This is a genomic window from Streptomyces sp. DSM 110735 (assembly GCF_016482685.1).
Lineage (GTDB): Bacteria > Actinomycetota > Actinomycetes > Streptomycetales > Streptomycetaceae > Streptomyces.
Genome location: NZ_JACYHF010000024.1, coordinates 63,277 through 88,661, shown reverse-complemented (window position 1 = coordinate 88,661; position 25,385 = coordinate 63,277). Strand labels below are relative to the sequence as shown.

The window sequence follows — 25,385 nt, the reverse complement described above, 5'->3', positions numbered from 1 at the left end:
CGGCAGCCCGCCGCCATGTGCCGGTCGTGGGCGCTGCCGCGCCGTGCGGTGCCCGCCTGCCTGGGCGTCGCGGTCGGCCCTGGTGCGGATGTGGCAGGCTGCCGCTGCGCCGGTTCGCCGTGCGTAACCGCTGCCCGCGTGGTTCCACGCCGTCGGTGCCCGACGTCCGGGTGCCGCGGTCGCCCGGGGGCGGGGGCGGGTGCGGCAGGCGCCGCTGCGCCAGGCCGGCCGGGTGTGGCAGCCGCTGGCGTGGTTTCGCGCCGTCGGTGGCCGCCGTCCCGGCCTCGCGGGCGGCTTCGGCGTGGGAGGCGGTACCTGCCGCTGCCCCGTGCCGGTCGTGGGCGCTGCCGCGCCATGCGGTGCCCGACGTCCGGGGGTCGCGGTTGGTCCGGGTACGGATGCGGCAGGCCCATCGCTGCGCCGGGTTGACCGGGGCGTGACCGCTGCCTGCGTGGTTCCACGCCGTCGGTGCCCGTCGCGCGGGTGTCACGGTCGTTCCGGGTGCGGGTGCGGCAGACCGTTGCCGCGGATCGGGTCGGCCGCGTGTGACGGCCACCGCCGTGATTTCGCGCCGTCGGCGCCCGGGTGTTGCGGTCGTCCTCCGTGTCGGACCTGATGGGGGCCATCTGAGCGGTGAGGTAAGGCAGTTCCACGCACCGAGGCTCCCCCGGTTTCGCGGTGGAACCGGGGGAGCCTCGGTGGGCGGAGCCTTTCTCAGTGGCCCGAGGGGATGTGGTGGACGGCGATGCGTTTGCTGAAGACCCAGTAGGTCCATGCCTGGTAGAGGACGATGAGCGGAGCGAAGATCGCGGCGACGATGGTCATCACGGTCAGGGTGTAGGAGCCGGACGAGGCGTTGCTGACCGTCAGGGACCAGTTGGGGTTGAGGGTGGAGGGCATGACCTCCGGGAAGAGCGACAGGAAGAGCATGGCGACGGACGCCACGATGCTCAGCCCGGTGAAGATGAACGCCCAGCCCTCGCGCCCCAGTTGGTTGAAGAACAGGGCGATCGGCAGCGCCACGAACGCGACGATCATCACCGCGAGGCTCTGCCCGTTGCCGGAGTTCGCCTGGGTCCACAGCAGGAAGGCGAGCAGCAGCAGAAGGCTGATCAGCCCCAGGACGGGCACGAACTTGCGCGCCCGCTCCCGGATTTCACCCGCCGTCTTCAGCGCCGCGAACACCGCGCCGTGGGCGACACAGACCGCCAGCAGGGCGAACCCGCCGAGAATCGCGTACCCGTTGAAGAGATCGCCGGGCGTCCCCACGTACGACTTGCCCGCGTTGATCGCGATGCCGCGCACCATGTTGGCGAAGACGACGCCCCACAGGAACGGCAGGAGCAGCGAGGTCCAGAACGTGACCTGCTCCCAACTGCGCTGCCAGCGCGCGCTGTCGCGTTTGGCGCGGTACTCGAAGGACACACCCCGGCCGATCAGCAGGAGCACGATGATCAGCAGCGGGATGTAGAAGCCGCTGAACAGCGTGGCGTACCAGTCCGGGAAGGCCGCGAAGGTGGCACCGGCGGCCGCGATCACCCAGACCTCGTTGCCGTCCCAGACGGGCGCGATCGTGTTGATGAGGACGCGCCGCTCCTTGTCGTTCCGGGCCATCACCTGGGTGAGGACGCCGATGCCGAAGTCGAAGCCCTCCAGGAAGAAGTAGCCGACCCAGAGGAGGGCGATCAGGATGAACCAGAGATCGTGGAGATGCATGACCGTCCGTCCTCAGTAGGCGATCGAGAGGGGCTTGTCCTGCTCGTCCGGGGACATGCGCATGGTCGGGTCCTTGGACGGCGGTCTCTCCTCCACGTCCGGACCGGGTTTGGCGTACTTGACCATGAGCCCCCCTTCGACCACCGCGAGAATCGCGTAGACGGCACTGAGCGCGGCCAGCGAGCCGATCTGGGTGCCGACGCTCACGTTCGGGGAGACGGCGTCCGCGGTCTTCATCAGGTGGAACACCACCCAGGGCTGGCGGCCCATCTCGGTGAAGATCCAGCCGAAGCTGTTGGAGATCAGCGGGAAGCCCAGCGTGAGCAGCACGATGCGCCAGCTCCACTTGGTGAAGAAGTCGTTCATCCTGATCTTGTTGGTGATCATCAGGTTGGGCGGCTCGTCCTCACCCGTGCGGTATCTGGACTGCAGCCAGAATTTCTTGCGCGTGAGCCAGAGGCCGAGCACGCCGATGCCGAAGCTCGTCATCCCGAAGAAGATCATGAGCCGGAAGCCCCAGTACGTCATGAAGATGTTCGGGATGTAGTCCGTGCGGGTGCCGCCGAACAACTGGACCTGTTCGTCGGCACGGTTGTTGATGCCGGGCACGGGCGAGTGGAAGTTGCTCTTGGCGAGGAAGGACAGCAGTCCGGGCAGCTCAAGGGCGACGTCGTTGCGTCCCTCGTTGACGTTGCCGACGGACAGGATCGAGAAGGGCGCCGGCCCCTGGGTGTCCCACAGCGCCTCCGCCGCGGCCATCTTCATGGGCTGCTGCCGGAACATGACCTTGCCGAGCTGGTCGCCGCTGAACGCGGTCAGGATTCCGGCGACGAGCATGACGACCAGCGCGCACCGCAGGGACGCCCGCATGGCGGCGATCCGGCGGCGGTCGGTGTCCTTGCCCCGCTTGGCACGCCACAGGTGATAGGCGGCGATGCCCATCACGAAGGCCGCGCCGGTGATGAACGCCGCGGACAGGGTGTGGAAGACCTGCGTCAGGGTCGTGTCCTGGAACAGCACGCGCCAGATGTTCACGAGCCGCGCCTTGCCGGAGACGGGGTCGATCCGGTAGCCGACCGGGTGCTGCATGAAGGAGTTGGCCGCGAGGATGAAGTACGCCGAAAGAATGCTGCCGATCGTGACGACCCAGATGGTCGCCAGATGCACCTTCTTGGGCAGCCGGTGCCAGCCGAAGATCCACAGACCGATGAACACGGACTCGAAGAAGAAGGCGATCAGCGCCTCCATCGCCAGCGGGGCGCCGAAGACGTCACCGACGAAGCGGGAGTAGCTGGACCAGCTCATGCCGAACTGGAACTCCTGGAAGATGCCCGTGACGACACCCAGGGCGAGGTTGATCAGCAGGAGCTTGCCCCAGAACTTGGTCGCGTGGAAGTACTTCTCCTTTCCCGTCCGTACCCAGGCCGTCTCCAGACCGGCGACGATGCCTCCCAGACCGATGCTGAGCGGGACGAAGAGGAAGTGGTAGACGGTGGTGACACCGAACTGCCATCGAGCGATGGTCTCGTGAGCGATTGCTAGTTCCACTGCGTCCTTCTCTCGCTTCGATCCAGCCGCATTGTGGCTAAAAGGTATCTCCAGCGCATAGTCGCGTCGACTCGAACAAATACGGAGCAACCGGGCGAGCCGTGAAACCGGCCCCGGCGGTCGGGCGCCCTCCCAGGTTCGGCCTGCCGGAGGGGTGACCGGACGCGCGGACGGGGGCGGGCCGTTCGGGTGAGCGGGGCGCGTGCGCGGGGTGGAGACGGGCGGGCGGCTGCCGCGCGCAGGGGTGCATATGCGTACCGAAAGGGCAGATGTGAGGCGCAGATGCGACCTTTATGCGGCATTTATTCCGTAAATGGTTTGCCCCCACAATCGAATAGCGGCGGCATTGCCTATTGCCCGTCCCGCCATTCCTTCACGTTCGGCGCATAACCGGCCGGTAATCACGCGAGAACGGTGTCCCCGAGCCACTGCGCGGCCAGCAGCGCGGCCCGTACGGAGAAGTCGTCGTCGAGGTCGCGGGCGCCGCCCGGCAGCAGGGCGGACGCCTGGCGCACCCGGTACTGCACCGAGTTGCGGTGCAGGTTCAGCGCGGTCGCGGCGGCGGCGTGGCTGCGTCTGCGGGCGAGGAACACCCGCAGTGTCTCGCGCAGTACGGCACCGCGCGCGCCCGGCTCGGCCAGCTCCCCGAGCGTCGCCGTCACGAAGTCCCGTACCGCCGCCGGATCGCCCGCCATCAGCGCGACCGGCGCCACGTCGGCGTAGTGCACCCAGTGCGCGTCCTCCACACCCCGGCCGCCCGCGCTCCGCCCACCCGCGTCCCGCCCGCCCGCGCCCCGGGACCGGGTCCCCAGGACCTCCCGGACGCGGGCCGCCTGACGGGCCGAGGAACGAAAGCCCTCCAGACCGGCGCCGGGACGGCCGACGGCGGCGTGCAGCGAGGTCCCCTCCGGCGGCGCCAGGTCCACCCGGTCCGCGCCGCCCCGCGCGGGCAGCGCGAGCCACAGCCGCACCTCGCGCTCGTCGGTGGGGACGACCAGCGCGGCCCGGGCGCGCAGCACCGCCGTCGCGTGGGCGCGCACCTCGTCCACGGCGGTGAGGAGGTCGAAGGAGGTCATACGGCCCGACGGCCACAGCGCGCACGCCACGTGCACCGCGTCCAGCGGATAGCGCAGCGCCCGCTCCGCCGCCGCCCGGTCCACCGGACCGCCGTCCAGAAGGCTGCCCACCCACCGTCTGCGCTCGCCGTCCTGGCTCGCCACCCAGCGTTCGCGCTCGCGCTCGTAGGCGCGCCCGACCTGCTCACAGATCTGGTCGATGTACAGCGCGGAGCGGCGCACCAGCGCCAGGACCACAGCCACCCGGTCCTCGGCGGGCAGCTCCTCGGCCAGCGTGAAGCAGTCGTCCAGCACCCGGGAGTGTCCGATGCGGTAGGCGCGGACGAGGGCGGACAGCGACACGTCCCGCTGGGCCAGGATCCGCGCGTACGCCAGCGCCGCCGACGGCGCCTCCAGCAGGTCGGCGTCGAAGTCCCGCCCGACGAAGTTGAGCGCGGCCACCACGTTCTCGGTGATGCTCGCCTCCAGCAGCGACCGGGTCGCGGCGTCGTGGTCGAGGTCGTCGATCTGGACGAGCGTCATCCGTACGAGGTCGGCGACGACGGCGTCCCGCCGCTCCCCGAAACGGTCGGCCAACCGGCTGACCAGGGCCTGTTCTGTCGGCATGAGCGCACTGTACGGCCGCCCCGGCCCGGCCGGGACTGTGCGCGGAGCACGAAAGCCGCCCCGTCTCTTGTGACGCGCGGCCGTCGCCGCCGCGACCGGGGCGCCCCTATCTTCGCCTGGTTCCGTCCGCGCGCTCCTCTCCCCGGTCCCTACGCGACACAAAGGTGTGATCCCCATGGGCTTCATGACACCCCGGCTGGTCCCCCTGGACGCCGGTACCTACCGCGCCCTGCCGCGCCGCGAGCGCCTGGAGGCGCTCACCCGGCACTGGGTCGAGCACGGCTTCGGCAGCCCCTTCGCGGTGTACCTCTTCTACGTCGTCAAGTGCCTGCTCTACGCGGGCGGAGCGGTCCTCGTCATCTCGCTGACGCCCGGGCTGGGTTCCGTCACCGACCTCGCCTCCTGGTGGACCGAGCCCGTCGTCTACCAGAAGCTGATCGTCTTCACCCTGCTGTGGGAGGTCACCGGGCTCGGCTGCGGCTCGGGACCGCTCTCCTCCCGGTTCAGCCCGCCCGTCGGCTCCGCCCTCTACTGGCTCAAGCCCGGCACGATTCGGCTGCCCCCGTGGCCGGACAAGGTGCCCTTCACCCGGGGCGACCGCCGCACCGTCGCCGACGTACTGCTCTACGCCGCCGTCCTCGCCTCCGCCGTCTGGCTGCTCGCCCGCCCCGGCGACAGCGGACGCGTCCCCGGCTCCGCGCACGTCGGTCTGCTCGACCCGGTGGCCGTCGTACCGCTGATCGTCGCCCTTGCGCTGCTCGGACTGCGCGACAAGACCGTCTTCCTCGCCGCGCGCGCCGAGCAGTACGGACTCTCGCTGCTGCTGTTCTTCTTTCCGTACGGCGACATGTTCATCGGCTTCCAGCTCGTCATGCTGGCCATCTGGTGGGGCGCCGCCACCTCCAAGCTCAACCACCACTTCCCGTTCGTGGTCGCGATCATGATGAGCAACGCGCCGCTGATGCCCCGCGGGCTGCGTCCCCTCTTCTACCGCGACCACCCCCGCGACCTGCGCCCCTCACGCCTGGCGTTCCTGCTCGCCCACGTCGGCACCGCCACCGAGTACGCCGTACCGCTCTACCTGGTCTTCCTCGGCGACGGCGGACCCCTCACCTGGGCGGCACTGCTCTACATGGCCGTCTTCCACCTCCACATCCTCTCGACCGTCCCCATGGGCGTGCCGCTGGAGTGGAACCTGTTCTTCGTCTTCTCGCTCTTCTACCTCTTCGGCGCCCACGGCGACATCAGCGTGTGGCACCTGCACTCGCCCTGGCTGCTCGCGGTGCTGCTGCCGACCCTCGTGCTGCTCCCGCTGCTCGGCAACCTCCGCCCCGACCTCGTCTCCTTCCTGCCCGCGATGCGCTACTACGCGGGCAACTGGGCCACCAGCGCCTGGGTGTTCACCGGTGACGCCCTGGACCGTCTGGAGACGTGCCTGACCACGGTGAGCCGGCTGCCCCAGCAGCAGATGGCGGCGCTCTACGACGCCGACACCGCCCTGCTGCTCGCGGGCAAGGTGGACGCCTGGCGGTCCCTGCACTCCCACGGGCGCGCGCTGGCCGGGCTCGTCGGACGACTCACCGAGAGCCAGGACGGCGTGGTGGTGGTCGAGGGGGAGCTGATCGCCGGGTTCGCGATCGGCTGGAACTTCGGCGAGGGGCACCTGCACGACGACCAGTTGCTGCGCGCCGTCCAGGACCGCTGCGGGTTCGCGCCCGGCGAAGTGCGGGTGATCTGTTTGGAGGGCCAGCCCCTGCACCGGCAGACTCAGGACTATGAGATCCACGACGCCGCCCTGGGCCTCCTGGAGAGCGGGCATGTCACGGTGCGCGACATGCTGAGCCGCCAGCCCTGGCCCACCGACGGCCCCGACTACCCCGTGTACGGCGTGCGTTCGGCGCACCCGCCGCGCCCGGTCCCCGGCACGCCGTCCGTCCCGGACACCGCCTCATGACCTCCGCACTCGTGGTCGGCGGCGGACCCAACGGGCTCGCCGCCGCGGCCCTGCTCGCCCGGGCGGGTCTGGACGTCACCCTGCTGGAGGCGTCGGACGAGGTCGGCGGCGGCACGCGCAGCTACGAGGCTCTCGTGCCCGGACTGCTGCACGACCACTGCTCCGCCATCCACCCCCTGGCCGTCACCTCGCCCGCGCTGCGCGCCCTGGAGCTGGAACGGCACGGACTGCGCTGGCTGCGGCCCGAGATCGACTGCGTCCACCCCCTGGACGACGGTGACGCGGGCGTCCTGCTGCGCTCCGTCGAGGACACCGCCCGCCTCCTCGGCGCCGACGGCGACCGCTACCGCGCCCTGCTCGGCTCCTCCGTACGGAACTGGGACGCGCTCGCCCAGGACGTCATGGGACCGCTGCTGCGCGTGCCCTCGCACCCGCGGCTGCTCGCCCGGTTCGGGCTGCCCACCACCCTGCCCGCCGCCGCGCTCGCCAAGCTGTTCACCACCGAGCGCGCCCGCGCCCTGTGGGCCGGGGTCGCCGCCCACGCCTACCGCCCGCTGAACCGCCCCCTCACCTCGGCCATCGGGCTCGGCATCCTCGCCGCCGGACACGCCGCCGGGTGGGTCGTCGCCGAAGGCGGCTCGCAGTCCGTCGCCCGCGCCCTGGAGAAGGTCCTGCGCGCACACGGCGGCACGATCCACACCGGCGTCCGCGTCACCGACCACCGGCAGCTCCCGCCCGCCGACGTCACCCTGCTCGACCTCGACCCGGGTCAGACACTGTCGATCTACGGCGACCTGCTCCCCGCCCGGACACGGACCGCCTACCGGCGCTTCCGGCGCGGACCCGGCGCCTACAAGGTCGACCTGGCCGTCGAGGGCGGCGTCCCCTGGACCGACCCGGACGCCCGCCGCGCGGGCACCGTGCACCTGGGCGGCACCTTCGCCGAGGTCGCCCACGCCGAGCGCGAGGTGTCGGCGGGGCGGATGCCCGGGCGTCCCTTCGTCCTGGTCGGCCAGCAGTATCTGGCCGACCCCGGACGCTCGGTGGGCGACGTGCACCCCGTCTGGACGTACGCCCACGTCCCGTACGGCTACGACGGGGACGCCACCGGGGCGATCCTGGCCCAACTGGAGCGGTTCGCGCCCGGGGTGCGGGAGCGCATCGTCGGCATGGAGGTCACCCGGCCCGCCGGTTTCGCCGCCGCCAACCCCAACTTCGCGGGCGGCGACATCCTCACCGGCGCCAAGACCGTGCCCCAACTGGTGCTCGGCGCCCGTCCCGCCCTCGACCCGTACGCCACGCGACTGCCCGGGGTGTTCCTGTGCTCGGCTGCCACGCCTCCGGGACCCGGCGCCCATGGCATGTGCGGCGCGGGTGCGGCGGCTTCCGCGCTGCGGCACCTCGGTGTGCGCACCGATCCGCTCGCGGGCTGAGCACGTGCGGGTGGCCCCGGCTCAAGGGGCCGCCCCCACGGGGTGTTCAGCGTGCCGCGAGGAGTTCCAGCGTGTCGATCACGCGGTTCGAGAAGCCCCACTCGTTGTCGTACCAGGCGACGACCTTGACGTGCCGTCCGTCCACCCGGGTCAGCGCCGAGTCGAAGATCGAGGAGGCGGGGTTGCCGACGATGTCGGCCGAGACCAGCGCGTCCTCCGAGTACTCGAGGACCCCGGCGAGCGGACCCTCGGCGGCGGCGCGGTAGGCGGCCAGCACCTCGTCGCGGGTGACGTCGCGGGAGACCGTGGTGTTCAGCTCCACGATCGAGCCCACCGGCACCGGCACCCGGATCGAGTCGCCCGACAGCTTGCCGTCCAGACCCGGCAGCACCAGTCCGATGGCCTTCGCCGCGCCGGTCGTCGTCGGCACGATGTTCACCCCGGCGGCACGCGCCCGGCGGGCGTCGCGGTGCGGGCCGTCCTGGAGGTTCTGCTCCTGGGTGTAGGCGTGCACCGTCGTCATGAAGCCGTGCTCGATGCCCGCGAGGTCGTCCAGGACGGCGGCCAGCGGGGCCAGCGCGTTGGTCGTGCAGGAGGCGTTCGACACGACGGTGTGCAGCGCCGGGTCGTAGGCGTCGGTGTTCACGCCGTACGCCAGCGTCACGTCCGCGCCGTCCGACGGCGCGGACACCAGCACCCGGCTCGCGCCCGCGTCGAGGTGGACGCGCGCTGCCTTGGCGGCGGTGAAGCGCCCGGTCGCCTCCAGGACGATGTCCACGCCCAGCTCCGCCCACGGCAGGTCCGCCGGGTCGCGCTCGGCGAGCACCTTGATGCGGCGACCGTCGACCACCAGGGTGTCCCCGTCCACCGACACCGGGCGGCCCAGGCGTCCGGCGGTGGTGTCGAAGGCGAGCAGCCGGGCGAGCACGGCGGGCTCGGTGAGGTCGTTGACGGCGACCACCTCGAGGTCGCTCCCGCGCTCCAGCAGCGCGCGCAGCACATTGCGTCCGATGCGGCCGAATCCGTTGACGGCGATACGAGTCATGAATGGTGTCCCTTCCGTTCGCCCCCAGATTCGCGGGCGGCGCGCGGGCGGGGGAGCGGCGGGAGCGCCATGGTTCGCAAGGATCGTGCCAGCGGATCCGGTGAGCTGTCAGCTCCCCTTGGTGAAGGTGCGCCGGTAGTCGCTCGGCGTCGTCCCCAGCACGCGCTGGAAGTGCAGCCGCAGATTCGCGCCCGTGCCGAGCCCCACCTCCGCCGCGATCCGCTCCACCCCGTGGTCCGAGCGCTCCAGGAGTTCGCGGGCCAGGTCGACGCGCGCCCGCGTCACCCACTCCATCGGCGTGTAGCCGGTGTCCTCCACGAACCGCCGCGAGAAGGTGCGCGGCGACACCGAGGCGTGCCGGGCCAGCGCGGCGAGACTCAGCGGATCCCCGAGCCTGCGCAGCGCCCACTCCCGGGTCCCGGCGAACCGCTCGCCCAGCGGCTCGGGCACACTGCGCGGCACGTACTGCGCCTGGCCACCGCTGCGGTAGGGCGCCGCGACCAGGCGCCGGGCGGCGTGGTTGGAGGCGGCCACTCCGAGGTCGCCGCGCAGGATGTGCAGACACAGGTCGATGCCGGAGGCGGCGCCCGCCGAGGTGAGCACGCTCCCCTCGTCCACGAACAGGACGTTGCCGTCCACCCGGACCAGCGGATGCCGCTCGGCCAGGGCGCGGGTGTAGTGCCAGTGCGTGGTGGCCCGCTTCCCGTCGAGCAGCCCCGTCGCCGCCAGCGCGAACGCGCCCGTCGAGATCGCCGCGAGCCGCGCCCCGCGCGCGTGCGCCGCGAGCAGCGCCGCGACGACGGCGGGCGGCGGGTCCTCCCGGTCCGGGAACCGGTACCCGGGCACGAACACGATGTCCGCCCACTCCAGCGCCTCCAGACCGTGCGCCACGTGGTACGACAGCCCGTCCCCGCCGGTCACCAGACCGGGCTCGGCCCCGCAGACCCGCACCTCGTACGGCATGGAGGCACGGGTCGTGAACACCTGGGCGGGGATGCCCACATCGAGCGGCTTGGCTCCTTCGAGGACGAGGACGGCGGCGCGCAGCAGCGGGGAGGACGGCACGGGAGCAGCGTACGAGGGCGGCGAACCGGCGCGCCGACACGGCGTGTTCACCGCGTGCCCACAGGTCCCCGCCTGCCGGGAGAGGAAGATCACCCGGACCGGCGCGGTCTTGGCCGCGCCCCTCGTACGCGGTACCGTCGGTGCGAAATCGATGACGGCGGAACGGAAGCCGGTGGAAATCCGGCACGGTCGCGCCACTGTGAGCGAGGTCCCGCGAGGGGCAGCGCGAGTCAGACCCGTGGCCGTCGTCCTGTGCACCACCGAGATGGGACGCGAATTCCCGAGGAGGTCCTGCCATGGCGCAGACCGTCGCTCCGCCGACAGCCACCACCCCCGCCGTACCCGCCAAGCTGCCGCTCAAGGACATCGCGCCCTGGGCCGTCTTCTTCGGCGTCCTCATGCTGATCCTGCTCTACTTCGTCGGCGCCGAGCAGGGCGCCACCTCCGTGTTCAGCGGCACGGACGTCCACGAGTGGGTGCACGACGCCCGCCACCTGCTCGGCTTCCCCTGCCACTGACGTAAAGGGACGCCGCGACTTCCATGAACTCCGCAACAGTCAGAAACCTCCTGGTCCGGGGCATGCTGGCGGGTCTTGCCGCCGGGCTGCTCGCCCTGGTCGCCGCCTATTTCCTCGGTGAACCGAACGTCGACCGGGCGATCTCCTTCGAGGACGCCCACTCCCACGAGCACGAGATGGAGGTCGTCTCCCGCTCCCTGCAGTCCACCGCCGGTCTCGCCACCGGCGTCCTGGTCTACGGGGTCGCCTTCGGCGGCATCGCCGCGCTCGCGTTCTGCTTCGCGCTCGGCCGCGTCGGCCGCTTCGGACCCCGCGCGACCGCGCTCCTGCTGTCGGCCACCGCACTGCTCGCGGTGTACGTCGTGCCGTTCCTCAAGTACCCGGCGAACCCGCCCTCGGTGGGCGACCCGGACACCATCGGCAAGCGCACCACGCTGTACTTCCTGATGATGCTGCTCAGCGTGCTGCTGGCGATCGGCGCCACCCTGCTCGGCAAGCGGCTCGCCCCGAGCCTGGGCACCTGGTACGCCACGGTCGTCGCCGTCGCCGCCTTCGCCCTGGTGATCGGTCTCGCGTACGCCTTCCTGCCGGTGATCAACGAGGTGCCCCGGGACTTCCCGGCCACCCTGCTGTGGCGCTTCCGGCTCGCCGCGCTGGCCGTCCAGGCGGTGCTGTGGGGCGGATTCGGGCTGCTCTTCGGCGAGTTGGCCGAGCGACAGCTCAACCCGCGCCCCGCGAAGGCGCCGTCGGCGGCTGCGGTGGCCGCCTCGGGCTGAGCGGGTCGTGCGACCACGCCCGTACGACGATGAGAGGGCCCCGGGACCGTCCGGGGCCCTCTCGCGTTCGTCCGCCCGGCCCCCGCCACTGGGAGCGGCACGGGGTCACGGGCGAAGAGCGGCGCCCGGTGGGACCGAGTACCGGGCGTCGACTCGCTAAAGTTAGCTTAGCCTTGCCTAAGTTTCATTGGCCAGCCCGGGAACGGCCGGATTCCGGCGGTGGCGTCGCGTCCCCGCCGAGCGGACGCCCCAGACGCAGATTCCAGCGCCCTGACCTGCCGCTCAACTCCGTGACGGTCAGCGGGAGGACATCCAGGCGCCAGAACGTCTCGGGAGGCAGGGCGAGGGCGTGCACGACGACCGCGCGGACGACGTCCGGTTCGACGACGGCGAGTGTGCGGGCGCCCTCTCGTGCCGACTCCAGCCAGGCGCCGACGCGTTGGCACAGCGCGCGCACCGACTCCCCGCCGTGCGGGGCGCTGTCGGGATCGGTGAGCCATCGCATCACCGCCTCCGGCTCGGCGCCGCCCACCTCCTCCAGCGTGCGCCCGCGCCAGCGACCCGCGTCGAGCCCGGCCAGCTCCGGCAACTCCCCGGCTGCGAGCCCGAGTTCGACCGCCGTCTCCTGACACCGGGCGCCGGGGGACCGTACGACCCGCTCGGCACGGGGCAGATCGTCCGCCGCCGCGCGGGCGCGGGCCGCGCCGGACGCGTCGAGGGCACCGAGCCCGTCGTAGAAACGCGCCTGCCGCAGCGCCGGGCTGCTCGCGGGCGAGACGAGGAGGACACGGCTGGTCACGGGGCTCCTGGTGCTGTCGTACGGGCGGACGGCGAACCTAACATCGTCACGGCGTATCGAGGTCCGTGCCCCGGGAGACCTCCTCCCAGCTCGCCAACTCCGCCCGCACCGCGTCCAGATGGGCGGCCAGGGCGTCCACCGCGTCGCCGCCGAGGGCCAGCCGCAGCGGGGTGTGCCCGGCCTCCAGGGCCAGCCGGATCGCCCGCGCGGCCTTCGCCGGGTCGCCGGGCTGGGTACCGGCGCCGTCCCGCACCAGGCGCCGGGTCGTGCCGACCTTCTCCTCGTACGCCGGATGCTCGGCGGAGAAGTGCGCCGCGCCCTTGCCGAACAGGTTGGTGCGGAAGGCGCCCGGTTCCACGATCAGCACCTTGACGCCGAACGGCGCCACCTCGTCGGCCAGCGCCTCCGACAGCTGCTCCAGCGCGGCCTTCGTCGAGCTGTAGGCGGAGAACCCGGCGAAGGACAACTGCCCGCCGTAGCTGCTGATGTTCACGATCGCGCCGTCGCCCCGCTCCCGCATCTGCGGCAGCAGCGCCCGGGTCAGCCGTGCGGGCCCGAACACATGCAGTTCGAAGAGGTCCCGCAGCTCCTGATCGGTGGTCTCCTCGAACGCGCCGACCTGGGTGCGCCCCGCGCTGTTCACCAGCACGTCCACCCGGCCGTAGCGGGCGAGCACATCGGCGGCGACCGCGTCGACCTGCTCGCCGTCGGTGACGTCCAGCGCGACGGCCTCCACCAGATCGGGGTGCGCGTCGACCAGGTCGGCCAGTGCCTCGGGCCGCCGGGCCGTACCGATCACCGTGTCACCGGCGGCCACCGCGGCCTCCGCCAGGGCCCGCCCGAAACCGCTGCTCGCCCCGGTGACCAGCCAGACCTTGCCCTTGTCGGTCATGTGTCCGTCTCCCTCGTGGATCGCCGTACGGGATCTTCCCGCCGATGTCTCCCATCCTTCGCCGCCGTCCGGGCCCTGTCCAAGACCCGCTGTGATAGCCATGCGGCATGGATGTCCACGGACGGGATCTGCGCTACTTCGCCGCTGTCGCCGAGGAGTTGAGCTTCACCCGGGCGGCCGGGCGGCTCTTCGTCTCCCAGCCCGCGCTCAGCAAACAGATACGGATGCTGGAGCGGCAGCTCGGCACGGAACTGTTCCGGCGCGACCGGCGGACCGTACGGCTGACCTCGGTGGGGGAGGCTCTGCTGCCGCACGCCCGCGCGGTGCTGGACGCCTGGACGGCGGCCGAGGCCGCCGTGACCGAGGCGCGGGCCGCCGAGCGCGGCACCCTGGTGATCGGCATGTCCACCAGCCCGGGACGCGGACTGCTCCCCGCCCTGCGCACCCGGCTGCTCTCCGCGCACCCCGAGGCGCATCCCGTGCTGCGCCAGGTCAACTGGGCCGATCCCAGCGCCGGGTTGACCGACGGCTCCAGCGATGTCGCCTTCGTCTGGCTGCCGTTGGCGGACGGGGAGCGCTATCGGTACGTCGTGGTGGCCGAGGAGCCGCGCCTGGTGGCGCTGCCGCGCGGTCACCGGCTCGCGGCCGAGGCTGATCACGAAGGGGCCCTGGACTTCGCCGACCTCCTCGAGGAGCCGTTCCTCGCCCTTCCGCCGGAGGCGGGTCCGCTGCGTGACCACTGGCTGGCCATGGACGCCCGGGGCGGACGCGTTCCCCGGATCGGCGCCGTGGTCGGCAGCGCCGAGGAGACCCACGAGGCGGTCGCCAACGGGCAGGGCGTCGTGCTGCTGGCCCGGGGCAACGCCCCGCTGATCGTCCGGGACGAGGTGGTCGCCGTGCCCGTCCGGGGCATCTCCCCGGCGCAGTTGGCGGTGGCGGCCCGAGGGGACGACGAACGGCCCTTGGTGCGGGGCTACTTGGCGGCGGCGGCGAAGGTGAGGGCTTCCTGACCCGGGGGTCTCCTGCGATCGGGCGGCCGTACGCGGTCCGCTGGCCCCGTGAGATCTGGCGGGCGCACGCGACTTGGTGGCCCCGTGCGATCCGGCGCCCTCACACGTCCGTTCCCAGGCGGCTCAGCGCCGCCGTCACCAGCGCCGCCGTCCCCGTCTCCAACGTCAGCCGGACGCTGGGGAGATAGTGCGGGGAGTGGTTGCCGGGGAGGGTGCGGAACTTCTCCGCCGGAGTGTCGCCCGGGGCTGCCGCCCACTGGGCCGGACCGACGGTGCCGAGCATCCAGTAGCTGCCCTGGATGCCGGGGTGGCCGTGGAGGGCGGCGCCCGCGCCTGTGAGCAGGGGGAAGTCCTCGGTGGCCGTGGTGGCGGGCCAGCCGGTGACGCGGGCGGGGCCGAATGCCGCGCGGTGGGCCTGTCGTACGGTCGCTGTGACCTCGGGGTCGGGGAGCGTGACCCCGGAGCGGGACAGCTCGGTGACCGTCACGCGGGGTGGCAGCGCGGCGGCGGACGCCTCGGCGCGGGCCACGCGCTCCACGGCGGTGACCGCGCCGGAGAGCGCCGTGTCGGAGAACGCCCGCATGGTGACGCGGAGTTCGGCACGGGAGGCGATCACGTTTCCGGCGTGACCGGCGTCGCCCGTGTGCAGTGCGGACGCCGTGACCGTCAGGCGTTCCGCCGGGCCGCTCTCCCGTGCCGCGAGGGCGGGCAGGCGGGTGACGACCCCGGCCGCCGTCGACAGCGGGTCGGCCGACAGGTGCGGGGTCGCCGCGTGGCCGCCGTCGCCCTCGAAGACCAGCTCCAGTGTGCGGCTGCCCGCCAGCACCGGACCGTCTGCGTGGGCGACCATCCCCGCCGGGAACGCGGCCGTGTGCTGCGCCAGCACCACGTCGGGCACGGTGATCCGCTCGTACAGCCCGTCCTCCAGCATGGCCCGCGCCCCGCTCAGCGTCTCCTCGGCGGGCTGGCCGACGACCAGGAGTGTGCCGCGCCAGCGGCTCGGGTGCGTGGCGAACCAGCGGGCTGCCGCCGCCGCGCAGGCGAGGTGGGCGTCGTGGCCGCAGGCGTGCATGACCGGTACCGGGCGCCCGTCGGGTCCGGGGGCGGTGGCGGTGCTCGCGTAGGGGGCGCCGGTGCGCTCCGCGACCGGGAGCGCGTCGAGTTCGGCGCGCAGCAGGACGGCCGGTCCTTCGCCGTTGCGGAGTTCGGCGGCCACGCCGTGACCGCCCACGCCCCGCAGCACGTGGAAGCCGTCCGACTCCAGCCAGTCGGCGAACCGGGCTGCCGTGCGGGTCTCCGCGCCCGACAGTTCGGGGTGCTGGTGCAGATCGAGGTACAGCTCGGCGGCGGGGGCGAGCAGGGGGCGTACGTCCGGCAACTCGGTCCCGGTGGCCGGGGGTTCGCGGAGGTCGGGCACGGCGGGGCTCCTCGGGATCGTGACCGGCCCGGGCGGAACGCGGGGTTCCCGGCCGGCTTGGACGGAACATGTCAGCGATGTGACAGCGGTACGCCAGGAGGCTGACAACGGACGCGCGTAGAAAAGGAGTTGCCGAAGGCCACGGCCTCCGGCGGGTTCGCCGCACCACCGGCCGGGAGCCGTCCCGTCCGGAGTCACGTCCCCCGACCCGGAAGGAGCCATCATGGCTGACAACAACCTCGCCTCCCTCGCCCAGGAGATCCTGGACCTGGAGTCGGAGACCTTCGAGATCACCGACTACTCGGACGCCAGTGAGGTCATGCTCGGTTCGTCCACGAGCTGCTCGTCCACGAGCACCTGCTCCAGCACGACCAGCACCACCTCCTGCACCGCCTGACGCTCGTCGTCGGCTCCGACGGTCCCCGGCGCGCACCTCGCGCGCCGGGGACCGTCGGTGTGAACGGGCCGTGGCGAAGGACCCGTTCACGTCTCGGGGGACCGGCTCGGGGGAGCCGGTCCCGGGGCGGCGGATCTACGGGAACGGATGCGGCACCCTCCGCAGCTCCTCCTCCCGCAGCGGAGCCGCCACCATCCCCGCCCGATGGGGCGCGGTGCGCAGCCGGGGCATGTGCAACGCCCGCTGCCGCGGCCAGCCGAAGTCGATCGGCAGCAGCCCGGGAGCGAGCGTGGCCACCGTACGCAGCCCCATCCGCCGCTGCTCGGGAGTCGTCTGGTCCACGGCGACGACGTCGCACCCCGCCCCGGCCAGCAGATCCCGCAACAGCAGCAGATCGTCCCGGAGATCACCGGTACGAGGACGCAACTCCTCCCACCCGGCGAACAGTTCGTCCGGGGCAGCCGTGCGCGGCGGGTTCAGATACCCCCGCGCGTGCTCCCGCATCGCGGGCAGCCCGAACAGCGCCGCATGATCGGGCAGCCGTCGCACCAGGTCGAAGTCCTCGACCATGGCGGCGAGTTCGCCGGGACGCTCCGCCACCTGGCCCGGCAGATGCGGGATGTACGTCAGGATCTCGGACACCGCCGACTCGACAGCCGTCTCCGGGTCGAAGGACGCCCCCGCCGCGAAGGCGAGGGTGCCCGGACCGTCGTCACGGCGTACCGCGAGACCGGTCACGACGGGCACCGGGAGGTCCACCCGATTGTCGAAGACATGCACGTCGTAGCCCTGGAGCGCGGCCCGCGCGACCATCGCCCGCACCCGGGGTCCGGCCACCGCCGCCAGGTCGATCTCGGGCAGTGGGAGGTTCCCGTACCAGCCGAGCAGGAAGGCGTCCCGCTCGACCAGTTCGAGCAGCCCGAAGAAGACCGCCTCCTCCCAAGTACCGCCCGTGGCACATCCGTTGGAGCACTCGAAGACGAAGTTGTCCGCCCGGGTGCCCTCGCTGTAGTACACCAGCCGCGCCGGGACCAGGACTTCGAGCTCGTCACGCAGGGACCAGCCGCTCACCCAGGGGATGCGCCGGGCCGGGTCGAAGGGCTCGACCATCGGGTCCTCGGCGTAGGTGCGCGGACCGTAGAGCCCGCAGGTGCGCGGGTCCAGGGCGCGCTCGCCCAGCTCCTCGAGGGAAGCGGTGACGACTGGCGCGCGGTGACGCCGATGGGTGCCCGCGTAGCGCTCCAGTCCCTCCAGGAACGCCAACTCCCTGCTGCTGGCGAAGGAGTTGGACTGACCGCTCCAGGTGACGTCGGTGAGACCGGCGTACCCCCGCATGAAGACGCTGCCCGCGACCGGCGCCGTCGTCGGCGAGGTCACGTCGATCCAGGTGCCGCCGCCGAGCACCCCGCACACCGGGTTGGCGAGCCCCTTCACCGGGAGCGGATAGTCGGAGGCGCGGCGCAGCCGGTACGCGTCGCGGTCGGGCTTGGGCAGCGAGGCGGGCGCCGAGAGCGTCGCCTCGGCCGCCGCGCGCGCCGTGTCCGCCTCGGTGAAGGGACGGCAGTGCGGGCACATCGGCTCGGGCACCAGGGGAAAGGTGCGTACTCGCAGGGTCTCCAGGTCCACCTCGGTGACCTGGGGCAACGCGGCGTCCGCACCCTGCGCGGTGTGCCGGGCGGCGCCCGAGGCGATCAGCCGGTGCAGCGACCACACGGCGTCCACCGTGTGGTCGGGCAGCATGGGCCACTGCCCCGCCGCCGTCGTCTCGACGCCGGTCTCCAGCGCGTCCCGCTCGGTACGGGTGCGCAGCCGCTGGCGCCGCATCGCCAGACAGGTGCCGCACGCGTCCGGAGTCTCCGGCGCACCGCCCCACGGTCCCAACAGCACGGCCTGCGCGGTGAGATGGACGCCCGCCGGGTTCGGCGGCAGCTCGGCGCGGACGCTCTCGCCGAGCACGTTGGTGTCGCCGATCCGGGAGACGGCGGGCGCGGGCAGCCCGGCCGCGGCGGCACGCGCCGCGAGCCGTGCCGCCAGGTCGGCCCGCGCCGCCTCCAGGGGCGCGGGTGCGAGCGTGGTCGTCATGTCCGGTTGCTCCAGCGGAAGATCCGGGTGGCGATCAGCCCGAAGACCGCGGCGAAGACGACGAGCCCGAGGCAGTCGAGGCCGATGTCCCCGAGGTCGCCCCGGCCGCCCATCGCGTCGGTGAGACCGTCGTTGAGGTAGTGCAGCGGCAGCACCTTGGCGACCGTGCGCAGCCAGCTCGGCATCAGGTCGTCGGGGAAGAACGAGCCGGACAGGAACGCCATCGGCACCATCACCAGGTTGGCGATCGCCGCGACCGCCTCCGGGGTGTTGGCCAGGCTGCCGACCACCAGACCCATCGCGAGGAACGCGGTCACCCCGAGCACCAGGAGCGGAAACGCCGCCCACCAGGGGCCGTTCAGCTCAAGACCGAAGAACGGCAGCAGGGCGACGGCGGTGAACAGCAGCGTCTGCGTGAGCGCGACCGCCAGCGCCACCGTCCAGCGGGAGGCGATCAGGGTGCGCAGCGGGGTCGGGGTGCGCCAGATCAGCCGGAGCAGGTCGTCACGGCGCTGCTGCATGAGGGAGAAGCCGACCGAGAACACGGCCGCGTTGCCCACGCCCCAGGACAGCACACCCGGCGCGATGTAGTTGATGGACGCGAGCCCGCCGTCGACATGCTGCCCCTGGAAGATCAGCCCGAACAGCACCAGGAAGGCCAGCGGGAACGCGAAGGTGAAGAAGAGGGTCGTCTTGTCGCGCACGCTCGCGACATAGGTGGCCCTGGTCAGTGCGGCGTAGGCGCTCAACGGTGGTGCTCCGATCCGGTGCCGGTCAGCGAGAGGTAGGCGTCTTCGAGGGTGGGGGTGCGGACGGTGACCGCGTCGATGTCGACCAGGTCGCCCAGCGCGGGCAGCACCCGGTTGGGCACGGTCGTCTCCAGGACCAGGTCGTCGCCCTCCACGGCGGCCCGGTCCACCCCGTCCAGGGCGAGCGCCGCCTCGGGCGACACCTGCCCGGCGGGCAGCAGCAGCCGCGTCGGCGCGTGCAGCGCGCGGATCAGACTGCGCGGCGAGTCCAGCGCGACGAGCCGTCCCCCGGCGATGATCGCGACCCGGTCGCACAGCGCCTCGGCCTCGTCCAGGTAGTGCGTGGTGCAGATGATCGTGCGCCCCTCCGAGCGCAACGACTTGAGCAGCTCCCACAGTTCGCGCCGCGCCTCCGGGTCGAGCGCGGCCGTCGGCTCGTCCAGGAAGATCAGCTCCGGCTCGTGCAGCAGCGCCGTCGCGACCGCGAGCCGCTGGCGCTGACCGCCGGAGAGGTGGTCGATCCGGGCGTTCTCCTTCTCGGTGAGCCCGACCCGCTCCAGCGCCGTCGTCGCCACCTCGGGACCCATGCCGTAGAGCGCGGCGACCGTCCGCAGATGCTCGCCCGCGGTCAGCCGGGCGAAGAACGCCGAGGACTGGGTCTGCACACCCATCCGCGCGAGCAGCGCGGTGTCGCGCGGCCACGGGCTCTGCCCGAAGACGCTCACGGTGCCCGAGTCCGCCTCGCGCATCCCCTCGACGATCTCCACCAGAGTGGTCTTGCCCGCGCCGTTGGGGCCGAGCACGCCGAAGAACTCGCCGTGCCGCACGGAGAGCGAGACCCCGTCGAGGGCGGTCACCTCGCCGTAGCGCTTGGTCACGCCGTCGAGGGCGACGACCGTCTCGGCGGGCGGTTCGGGGTGTCCGGTCTCGGACCCGGTCCCGGGACCGGTCTCCTTCCCGGGTTCGGTCTCGGGCTCGGTCTTGCTGTCGGGTGCGCTCATCTCGCCTTTCCTTGCTGTGTCCGGAGCGGCCGGGACGACCGCCGCAGCGGCACCTCCCGGCGGACTGTGGGGGTGGGGGACGGTCCGGGGTACTTCCTGGGGAGCGGGGGCAGCTTCCGGCGTCGCCGCCGCGCGCCGCTCCCGCAGCGAGCGTCCGAGCCCGCCCAGCGCCCAGAGCAGCAGCACGGCCGCGAGCAGGGCGGGCGGCAGGGACCAGGCGAGCACCGCGTAGCGGTCCGGGAACATCGACCGCAGCGCCGCCCCGCACAGCACGAGCAGCGCCGCGCTCTGCACGGCGATCAGCAGCGCGAAGACGCCGTACAGCAGCCGCAGTCGCACCGGGTACGCGGCGACGCCCGCCCCCCGCCGGAACACGCGTCGTACCGCGAGGGCGAGGAACGTGCGGCTGCCGCCCGCGAGTTCGACCACTCCGAGGGCGTGGGCGAGCGCCTTGTAGCCGTCGAGCGGCGGCAGCGGGAGGAGGTTGGCGAGGCCCAGCACGGTGCCGAGCAGCAGCAGCGCGCCGAGCGCGGAGCGACCGTCGGCACCGGCCGGGAGCAGCGCCCACACCGGGTAGAACGGCACCAGGAACAGGAGGTTGGCGAACACCCCGGCGCAGGCGGTGGCTACCTTGCGGCCCCGGCTGCCGAGGAACTGCACGTCCTCCACCTCGCAGTACAGGTACGTCGCGAAGCAGAACCAGCGCAGCCCGATCTCGGTGACCCTCCCGCCCCACGCCCGTGCGAACAGCCCGTGCGCCAGCTCGTGCAGGGCAAGACCGCACCACAGCACACAGCCGACGGCGAACAGCAGCACCGGCTGCCGCGCGGTCTCCTCCGTCTGCCGCCACAGCGTGCCCGCCTGGACGACGACGGCGACGAGCACGCCCAGCGCCAGCGCGGTGAGCACGGTGAGGACGGCGGGGCGGCGCGCCCACGCGGTCGTCCGATGGAGCCGGTCCATCAGCGCGGGCGCGTCCGCGACCATCCGGGTGCGCCCGGCGAGAATCCCGTTCGGCGGATGCTCGGGTCCCGGCGGCGGACCCGCGGTGGGCGCGGGGGAGCCCTCCATCAGCCCCCTGCCGTGCAGCAGCCGCAGCAACTGCCCCCACTGCGCCTCGCCCAGTCGCGCGCCGAACTCCCCGGCGTACTCCTGCCCGATCTCCGCCAGCGTGCGGCTGCCGTCCAGGCGGCTGATCAGGAAGTGTTCCTTCGGTCCGATCTCCAGACGGCGCCCGGAGCGCGGGTCCTTCAGCAGATGGACCCGGGCGGCGCCCCGCACGAGGGCGGGTCCCTGGACGAGGTCGGGGCGCACCCGGGGGCGCGCGGCGAGGAAGGTGTCGGTGGTCACGCCCCGCCCTCCGGCTCCGGACACGCGCCGCCGTCGCGCAGGGCGCGTGCGAGGACGTACGACAGGAACGCCTCGTCCCGCACCGTCGTGCTCAGCCGGTTGTTCGTCATGTGCATGTACGGCGAGAGCAGCATGGGCAGCGCCTGCGCGGGTCCCTCGGGGACGATGTCCCGCGTGCCGTCGTACGACCGGAAGACCAGCGCGCCCTCCTCCGCCAACTCGGTCGCCCGGTCCCGGAGTTCGGCGCAGTGCTCGGCCCAGCCGCGCAGGAACGCGGGGAGCTTCGCCGCCTCGCCCTCGGCGACCGCGCGGCGGATCTGCCGGAACCTCCCCGGCAGGCTCGTGCCCATCGCGGAGTACGCGCGGTCGTAGCCGTCGTCGGCGGTGTAGTTGGTGGTGCTGAACGCCCGGTTCCAGAAGGTGTGGTAGCGGTCCAGGAAGGTCAGCAGCGCCTCCTCGTCCCGCAGGAACGTGCCGGACATGACCATCATGAGCTGCGCGGAGAGCCCCAACAGCACGGTGCGCACATGGAGGTTCATCGTCCGCGCGGCCTCGATCACCAGGTCGCTGGAGTGCTGGAAGTGCCACTCGGCCAGCTCGATCCCCGCCGGACCGCCGTACTTGCCGTACTCCGGCTCGTAGGGGCGGTCCTCGAAGGAGTTGTTGGGTCGCAGCAGCATCCTGCCGTCGGGACCCAGGTACTCCGAGCGTTCCTCGTCCCCGAACTCCAGCGTGAACAGCGTCTCGTAGAGGTCCGCGAAGAAGCCGTCCTTCACCTCGTACAGCGCGGGACGCTCCCGCAGGAACGCGGCGAGCGCGGTGTGCGTCCGCTCCCGTACTGCCTCTGTGTCGGCGGCGCGGGCGGGCTTGAGGCGCAGCCGCAGATGCGGTCCCTCCAGCCAGTAGTTGATGAAGAAGTACCCGGCGAGCAGCCCCTCTTCGGTGAGCGCGTCCACCAGCGGACGGACGCACTGCAGGAGCAGCGGGCGGGGGCTCGCCGCGTAGAAGACGTGCACGGCCAGCCACTCGCCGGGGGCGTCGTCCCCGGCGGCCGGTCCGGGCGCGGTGGAGGGCGCGGTGGCGGAGGATGCGGTGGAAACGGTCATCGGGGTCCGTCCTCTTCGGGCCGTCCGGCCGGGCGGGGGAGCAGTTCTACGGCGAGTTCGGCGACGTGCCGACCGCGCGGGGAGATGACGTGCAGCTCGTCCTCGCCGGGGAGCATCTCCTCGAACACGGTCCGGGCGCGCTTCCCGGCGAGGAGCCCTTCGAGGGCGGTGAGCGAGAGCGGGGACTCGAAGTCGACGTACTGGGGCTTGGAGCCGCCGAACCAGGCGGGCGCGTCCCCGGAGCCGGACTCCTCGTGAACGGTCGCGAACACCCGCGCGGGGAGCCCGTGTTGCTCACGCCAGCGGTGCCACGCCAGATACCACTCGCTGTCCGTCGTGCCCGGCGCCCGCAGCGGGAGCGAGCCGTCGGCCGCAGTCCAGGAGCGCCGCTGGAGGACCAGCGCGTGATGGCGCACGCGCGGCCTGCGGGTGACTCCCGCCTCGGCGGGTCCCTCCGGCACCCCGCGCCACACGTCGGGGACGGCGCGGGAGGTGGGGGAGAAGAGCAGCAGGGTGCGGGGGATCTCGGGCAGCACCATCGGGACCAGATAGCCGAGGTACACCGGGACGACCTCGCGGTCCAGACGGCGTGAGCGCAGCAGCAGCCGGTCGGTGGTCTCGTCGTGCACGGCGTAGAGGTCGTCCAGGTGGAGCCGGGCCTCCTCGGGGGCGGTGCTGTGTTCGCCGGGGCAGACGATCTCGTGGTCGGTCAGGCGCCCGTGCAGGTTCAGGTTGGTGGTGGCGGCACCGGCGGTCACCTCGGCGAGCACGGCGCCGGACGGCAGGGTGCCGCGCAACTCCTCGCGCAGGGCGTCGGTCAGACCGGCGGAGTCCGCGCCGTCGAAACAGTGCGTGAAGCGGGTGAAGGGGAAACTCAGCCCGCCGTAGGAGTTGTTGAGCACGGCCAGCGGACCGTCGTCGCGGCGGGCGAGCTGGAGGAAGTGGCTCTGCGGGGTGAACGCTGGTGCTGCGGAGCCGAGTTCGGTCGCCGCCGCGTCCACGGTGGCGTCGTCGAGGACGAACTCCTCCGCCTCGGCGGGCAGTTCTGCCCAGCCCGCGCGCATCCGGGCGGTGAGGGCGGCTCGGGCCCGGTCGATGGCCGTGATCTCGGGCATCCCGAGCCAGTTCTCCTCGGGGGCGTGGCTGCCGTCGGGGAGGTAGCCGCTCCTGGCCGAGGTGAACTGGAGGTACTGGCGGAAGATGTCCTCGTGGAAGTCGTGGACCAGACGCAGCAGATCGTCGCAGCGGCCGCCGCGTCCGTAACGCGCGAGGAAGAAGCCCTTGAGGGTGAGGCGTTGGGGGAGTGCCACGTCGAACGCGGGCAGCACGCGGCCGAGGGAACGCAGCGGTCCGTCCGCCAGCGCGGCCCACTCGGCGAGCCCGGCCGTGGTGGTTCCGGCGGAGACGTCCTCGTAGAGCAGGGTCTGCGGGAGCACGGGTCGTTCGGCTCCCCATTCGGTGTGCAGGGACTGGAGTTCGGTACGCAGCCCGGAGAGTATCGCGCGCCGGGCGGGCACGTCGGCCGCCGGATAGCGGGCGACGGCGGCGGCGGGACCGTCCAGTCGGGCGGCGAGCGCGTCGGCCCACGGCAGTCCGAGTCCGCGCAGCGCCTCCTGGAACGCCGCCAGCGGATCGGGGCTGTGCACGCTGGTCTCCAGCGCGGGCAGCCGCAGCATCCCGAGGTCGCGCAGCGCGGCGAGGTAGTGCTCGGCCTCCTCGTCCCCGGCACCGGTGGTGTCCGCCAGCCAGCGGGCCAACTGTCCATGCGTCAGGGGGGTTTCCGCGTCGCGCAGCAGCTCCAGCATGCCGTCCAGGGCGCCCTGGCGGCGCAGGAAGAACAGCCGGTCCTGCGCGGCGTCGAAGCTGACCGGCGCGCTGTCGTCGCCCGCCGTCACGGCCCGGCGGACGTAGCGCACCCGGTCGTCGTCCAGCTTCCAGCCGGAGGCGAGCGCGACCGGCAGCCCCGCCCGGCGCTCCGGATCGGCGGTGATCAGCTCCGCGAGCCGGGCGAGGACGACGACGTTCAGCCGGGGGTGACTGGTCCAGGCGTCCCCGACGACGGTCTCGGCGCCGTCCGCGTCGCCGTCGAAACGCCCCAGCGCCACACCGGTCAGCGTGCTGAAGGGACTGGTCTTGCACGCCGTCCGGTAGAGGTACGAGAGCAGCGAGCGCTCCATCTTGCGCGCCCGCTTGCCCGGCACCGGCGCCGGATCGGCGGCGAACGCGTCGAGCCGTTCCTCCAGCGTGGGCGAGGCCAGCAGCAGCCCCCGGCGCAGCCGGTCGTCGTGGGCGAGCCCGCGCAGCGCGGCACGGGTGCGGGCCAGCCCGTCCGCGACGACCTTCTCGCCCTCGACCCGCAGCTCCTCGAAGCGGACGCGAGCCTCCAGCCAGGCGGTCAGATCCGCCCCGGTCGTACCGCCGAGCCCCTCGGCCAGGGCGCGGGCCGCGTCCAGGTCGCCGGGCAGGCGGTTGTTGAAGACCTGCCGTCGCAGCGCGAGCAGACGGCGGCGCGGCGCGGCGTCCTCGGTAGCGCCCACAGCGGCGGACAGCGGATCGCTCAGCCGGGCGCCGAGGTCGCGCAGCCGTGCCTCCTCGGCTGCTGTGCGCGCTGCCCAGTCGGCCGCCTCCGGCGCGCGCAGCGCCTCGACGGCGGTGACGGGCAGACCGGCCACGCGCAGCATGAACCGGTGGTGCAGGGCGACCGGCCCGGCGGTGCCGGCGGTGTCCTGCTCGGTGGTGGCGGTCGGGCTCATACCGGACCCCTTTCGTCTGTTGGCCGCTCGTCGGTCGACCACTCGTCTCCTGGCCGCCCGAAGCCCCGGCGCACCGGGGAGGCGTACGGGGT

General features: G+C 72.7%; 19 protein-coding genes and 1 riboswitch. Of the genes, 6 read left to right on the top strand and 13 right to left on the bottom strand.

Annotated features, from left to right (window positions below; all coding sequences use genetic code 11):
* Window positions 1–714 precede the first annotated feature (714 nt).
* The 3 genes from cydB to IF655_RS27195 form a co-directional block, all read right to left on the bottom strand.
* Complete coding sequence (gene cydB / locus IF655_RS27205) at window positions 715–1,716, bottom strand: cytochrome d ubiquinol oxidase subunit II (RefSeq protein ID WP_199587776.1); 1,002 nt, start codon at window positions 1,714–1,716, stop codon at window positions 715–717.
* A gap of 12 nt (window positions 1,717–1,728) precedes the next feature.
* Window positions 1,729–3,264 (bottom strand): cytochrome ubiquinol oxidase subunit I, encoded by a 1,536-nt coding sequence (locus tag IF655_RS27200; RefSeq protein WP_199587775.1) that lies wholly within the window; start codon window positions 3,262–3,264, stop codon window positions 1,729–1,731.
* Window positions 3,265–3,665: 401 nt separating this feature from the next.
* A complete protein-coding gene (locus IF655_RS27195; RefSeq protein ID WP_199587774.1) occupies window positions 3,666–4,946 on the bottom strand; it encodes a CdaR family transcriptional regulator in 1,281 nt (426 codons plus the stop codon).
* Window positions 4,947–5,121: 175 nt separating this feature from the next.
* Between IF655_RS27195 and IF655_RS27190 the strand changes: the two genes are divergently transcribed.
* Window positions 5,122–6,900: a DUF3556 domain-containing protein gene (locus tag IF655_RS27190; RefSeq protein WP_199587773.1), complete on the top strand. Its 1,779-nt coding sequence runs from the start codon at window positions 5,122–5,124 to the stop codon at window positions 6,898–6,900.
* Window positions 6,897–8,333, top strand: a complete 1,437-nt coding sequence (locus tag IF655_RS27185) for an NAD(P)/FAD-dependent oxidoreductase (protein WP_199587772.1) — start codon at window positions 6,897–6,899, stop codon at window positions 8,331–8,333. The genes IF655_RS27190 and IF655_RS27185 overlap by 4 nt, the downstream gene beginning before the upstream one ends.
* Window positions 8,334–8,379: 46 nt before the next feature.
* Here IF655_RS27185 and gap read toward each other — a convergent pair whose 3' ends face one another.
* A complete protein-coding gene (gap, locus tag IF655_RS27180) occupies window positions 8,380–9,378 on the bottom strand; it encodes a type I glyceraldehyde-3-phosphate dehydrogenase (RefSeq protein WP_199587771.1) in 999 nt (332 codons plus the stop codon).
* A gap of 108 nt (window positions 9,379–9,486) precedes the next feature.
* Entirely contained in the window at window positions 9,487–10,443 is a 957-nt protein-coding gene (locus IF655_RS27175; protein ID WP_199587770.1) for a GlxA family transcriptional regulator, read from the bottom strand.
* Between the two features lie 121 nt (window positions 10,444–10,564).
* Window positions 10,565–10,705, top strand: a riboswitch (cobalamin riboswitch).
* A 34-nt stretch (window positions 10,706–10,739) separates the two neighbouring features.
* Here IF655_RS27175 and IF655_RS27170 point away from each other — a divergent pair.
* Window positions 10,740–10,961 (top strand): CbtB-domain containing protein, encoded by a 222-nt coding sequence (locus IF655_RS27170; RefSeq protein ID WP_199587769.1) that lies wholly within the window; start codon window positions 10,740–10,742, stop codon window positions 10,959–10,961.
* A 23-nt stretch (window positions 10,962–10,984) separates the two neighbouring features.
* Window positions 10,985–11,737: a CbtA family protein gene (locus IF655_RS27165; RefSeq protein ID WP_199587768.1), complete on the top strand. Its 753-nt coding sequence runs from the start codon at window positions 10,985–10,987 to the stop codon at window positions 11,735–11,737.
* Window positions 11,738–11,921: 184 nt separating this feature from the next.
* Here the strand turns inward: IF655_RS27165 and IF655_RS27160 are convergent, their stop codons facing one another.
* A complete protein-coding gene (locus IF655_RS27160) occupies window positions 11,922–12,536 on the bottom strand; it encodes a histidine phosphatase family protein (RefSeq protein WP_199587767.1) in 615 nt (204 codons plus the stop codon).
* Between the two features lie 46 nt (window positions 12,537–12,582).
* Entirely contained in the window at window positions 12,583–13,428 is an 846-nt protein-coding gene (locus tag IF655_RS27155; RefSeq protein WP_199587766.1) for an oxidoreductase, read from the bottom strand.
* A 107-nt stretch (window positions 13,429–13,535) separates the two neighbouring features.
* Between IF655_RS27155 and IF655_RS27150 the strand changes: the two genes are divergently transcribed.
* On the top strand, window positions 13,536–14,438 hold the full coding sequence (locus tag IF655_RS27150; RefSeq protein WP_199587765.1) for a LysR family transcriptional regulator: 903 nt from the start codon (window positions 13,536–13,538) through the stop codon (window positions 14,436–14,438).
* A gap of 100 nt (window positions 14,439–14,538) precedes the next feature.
* Here IF655_RS27150 and IF655_RS27145 read toward each other — a convergent pair whose 3' ends face one another.
* Window positions 14,539–15,855, bottom strand: coding sequence for an amidohydrolase (locus tag IF655_RS27145; protein ID WP_199587764.1), 1,317 nt, complete (start codon window positions 15,853–15,855; stop codon window positions 14,539–14,541).
* A gap of 223 nt (window positions 15,856–16,078) precedes the next feature.
* Here IF655_RS27145 and IF655_RS27140 point away from each other — a divergent pair, with 223 nt between their 5' ends.
* A complete protein-coding gene (locus tag IF655_RS27140; RefSeq protein WP_018548797.1) occupies window positions 16,079–16,252 on the top strand; it encodes a thiazolylpeptide-type bacteriocin in 174 nt (57 codons plus the stop codon).
* A gap of 135 nt (window positions 16,253–16,387) precedes the next feature.
* Here IF655_RS27140 and IF655_RS27135 read toward each other — a convergent pair whose 3' ends face one another.
* From IF655_RS27135 to IF655_RS27115, 5 genes are read right to left on the bottom strand one after another with little or no spacing between them, the layout of a single operon-like run.
* Window positions 16,388–18,334 (bottom strand): TOMM precursor leader peptide-binding protein, encoded by a 1,947-nt coding sequence (locus IF655_RS27135; protein WP_199587763.1) that lies wholly within the window; start codon window positions 18,332–18,334, stop codon window positions 16,388–16,390.
* Window positions 18,331–19,083 (bottom strand): ABC transporter permease, encoded by a 753-nt coding sequence (locus IF655_RS27130; protein WP_199587762.1) that lies wholly within the window; start codon window positions 19,081–19,083, stop codon window positions 18,331–18,333. The genes IF655_RS27135 and IF655_RS27130 overlap by 4 nt, the downstream gene beginning before the upstream one ends.
* The gene (locus IF655_RS31705) at window positions 19,080–21,434 is read right to left on the bottom strand and encodes an ATP-binding cassette domain-containing protein (protein WP_307815080.1); all 2,355 of its coding nucleotides are present in this window, start codon (window positions 21,432–21,434) and stop codon (window positions 19,080–19,082) included. Before IF655_RS31705 ends, IF655_RS27130 begins: the two co-directional genes overlap by 4 nt.
* The gene (locus IF655_RS27120; protein ID WP_242488953.1) at window positions 21,431–22,540 is read right to left on the bottom strand and encodes a lantibiotic dehydratase C-terminal domain-containing protein; all 1,110 of its coding nucleotides are present in this window, start codon (window positions 22,538–22,540) and stop codon (window positions 21,431–21,433) included. Before IF655_RS27120 ends, IF655_RS31705 begins: the two co-directional genes overlap by 4 nt.
* Window positions 22,537–25,293, bottom strand: coding sequence for a lantibiotic dehydratase (locus IF655_RS27115; protein WP_199587761.1), 2,757 nt, complete (start codon window positions 25,291–25,293; stop codon window positions 22,537–22,539). Before IF655_RS27115 ends, IF655_RS27120 begins: the two co-directional genes overlap by 4 nt.
* Window positions 25,294–25,385: the final 92 nt, after the last annotated feature.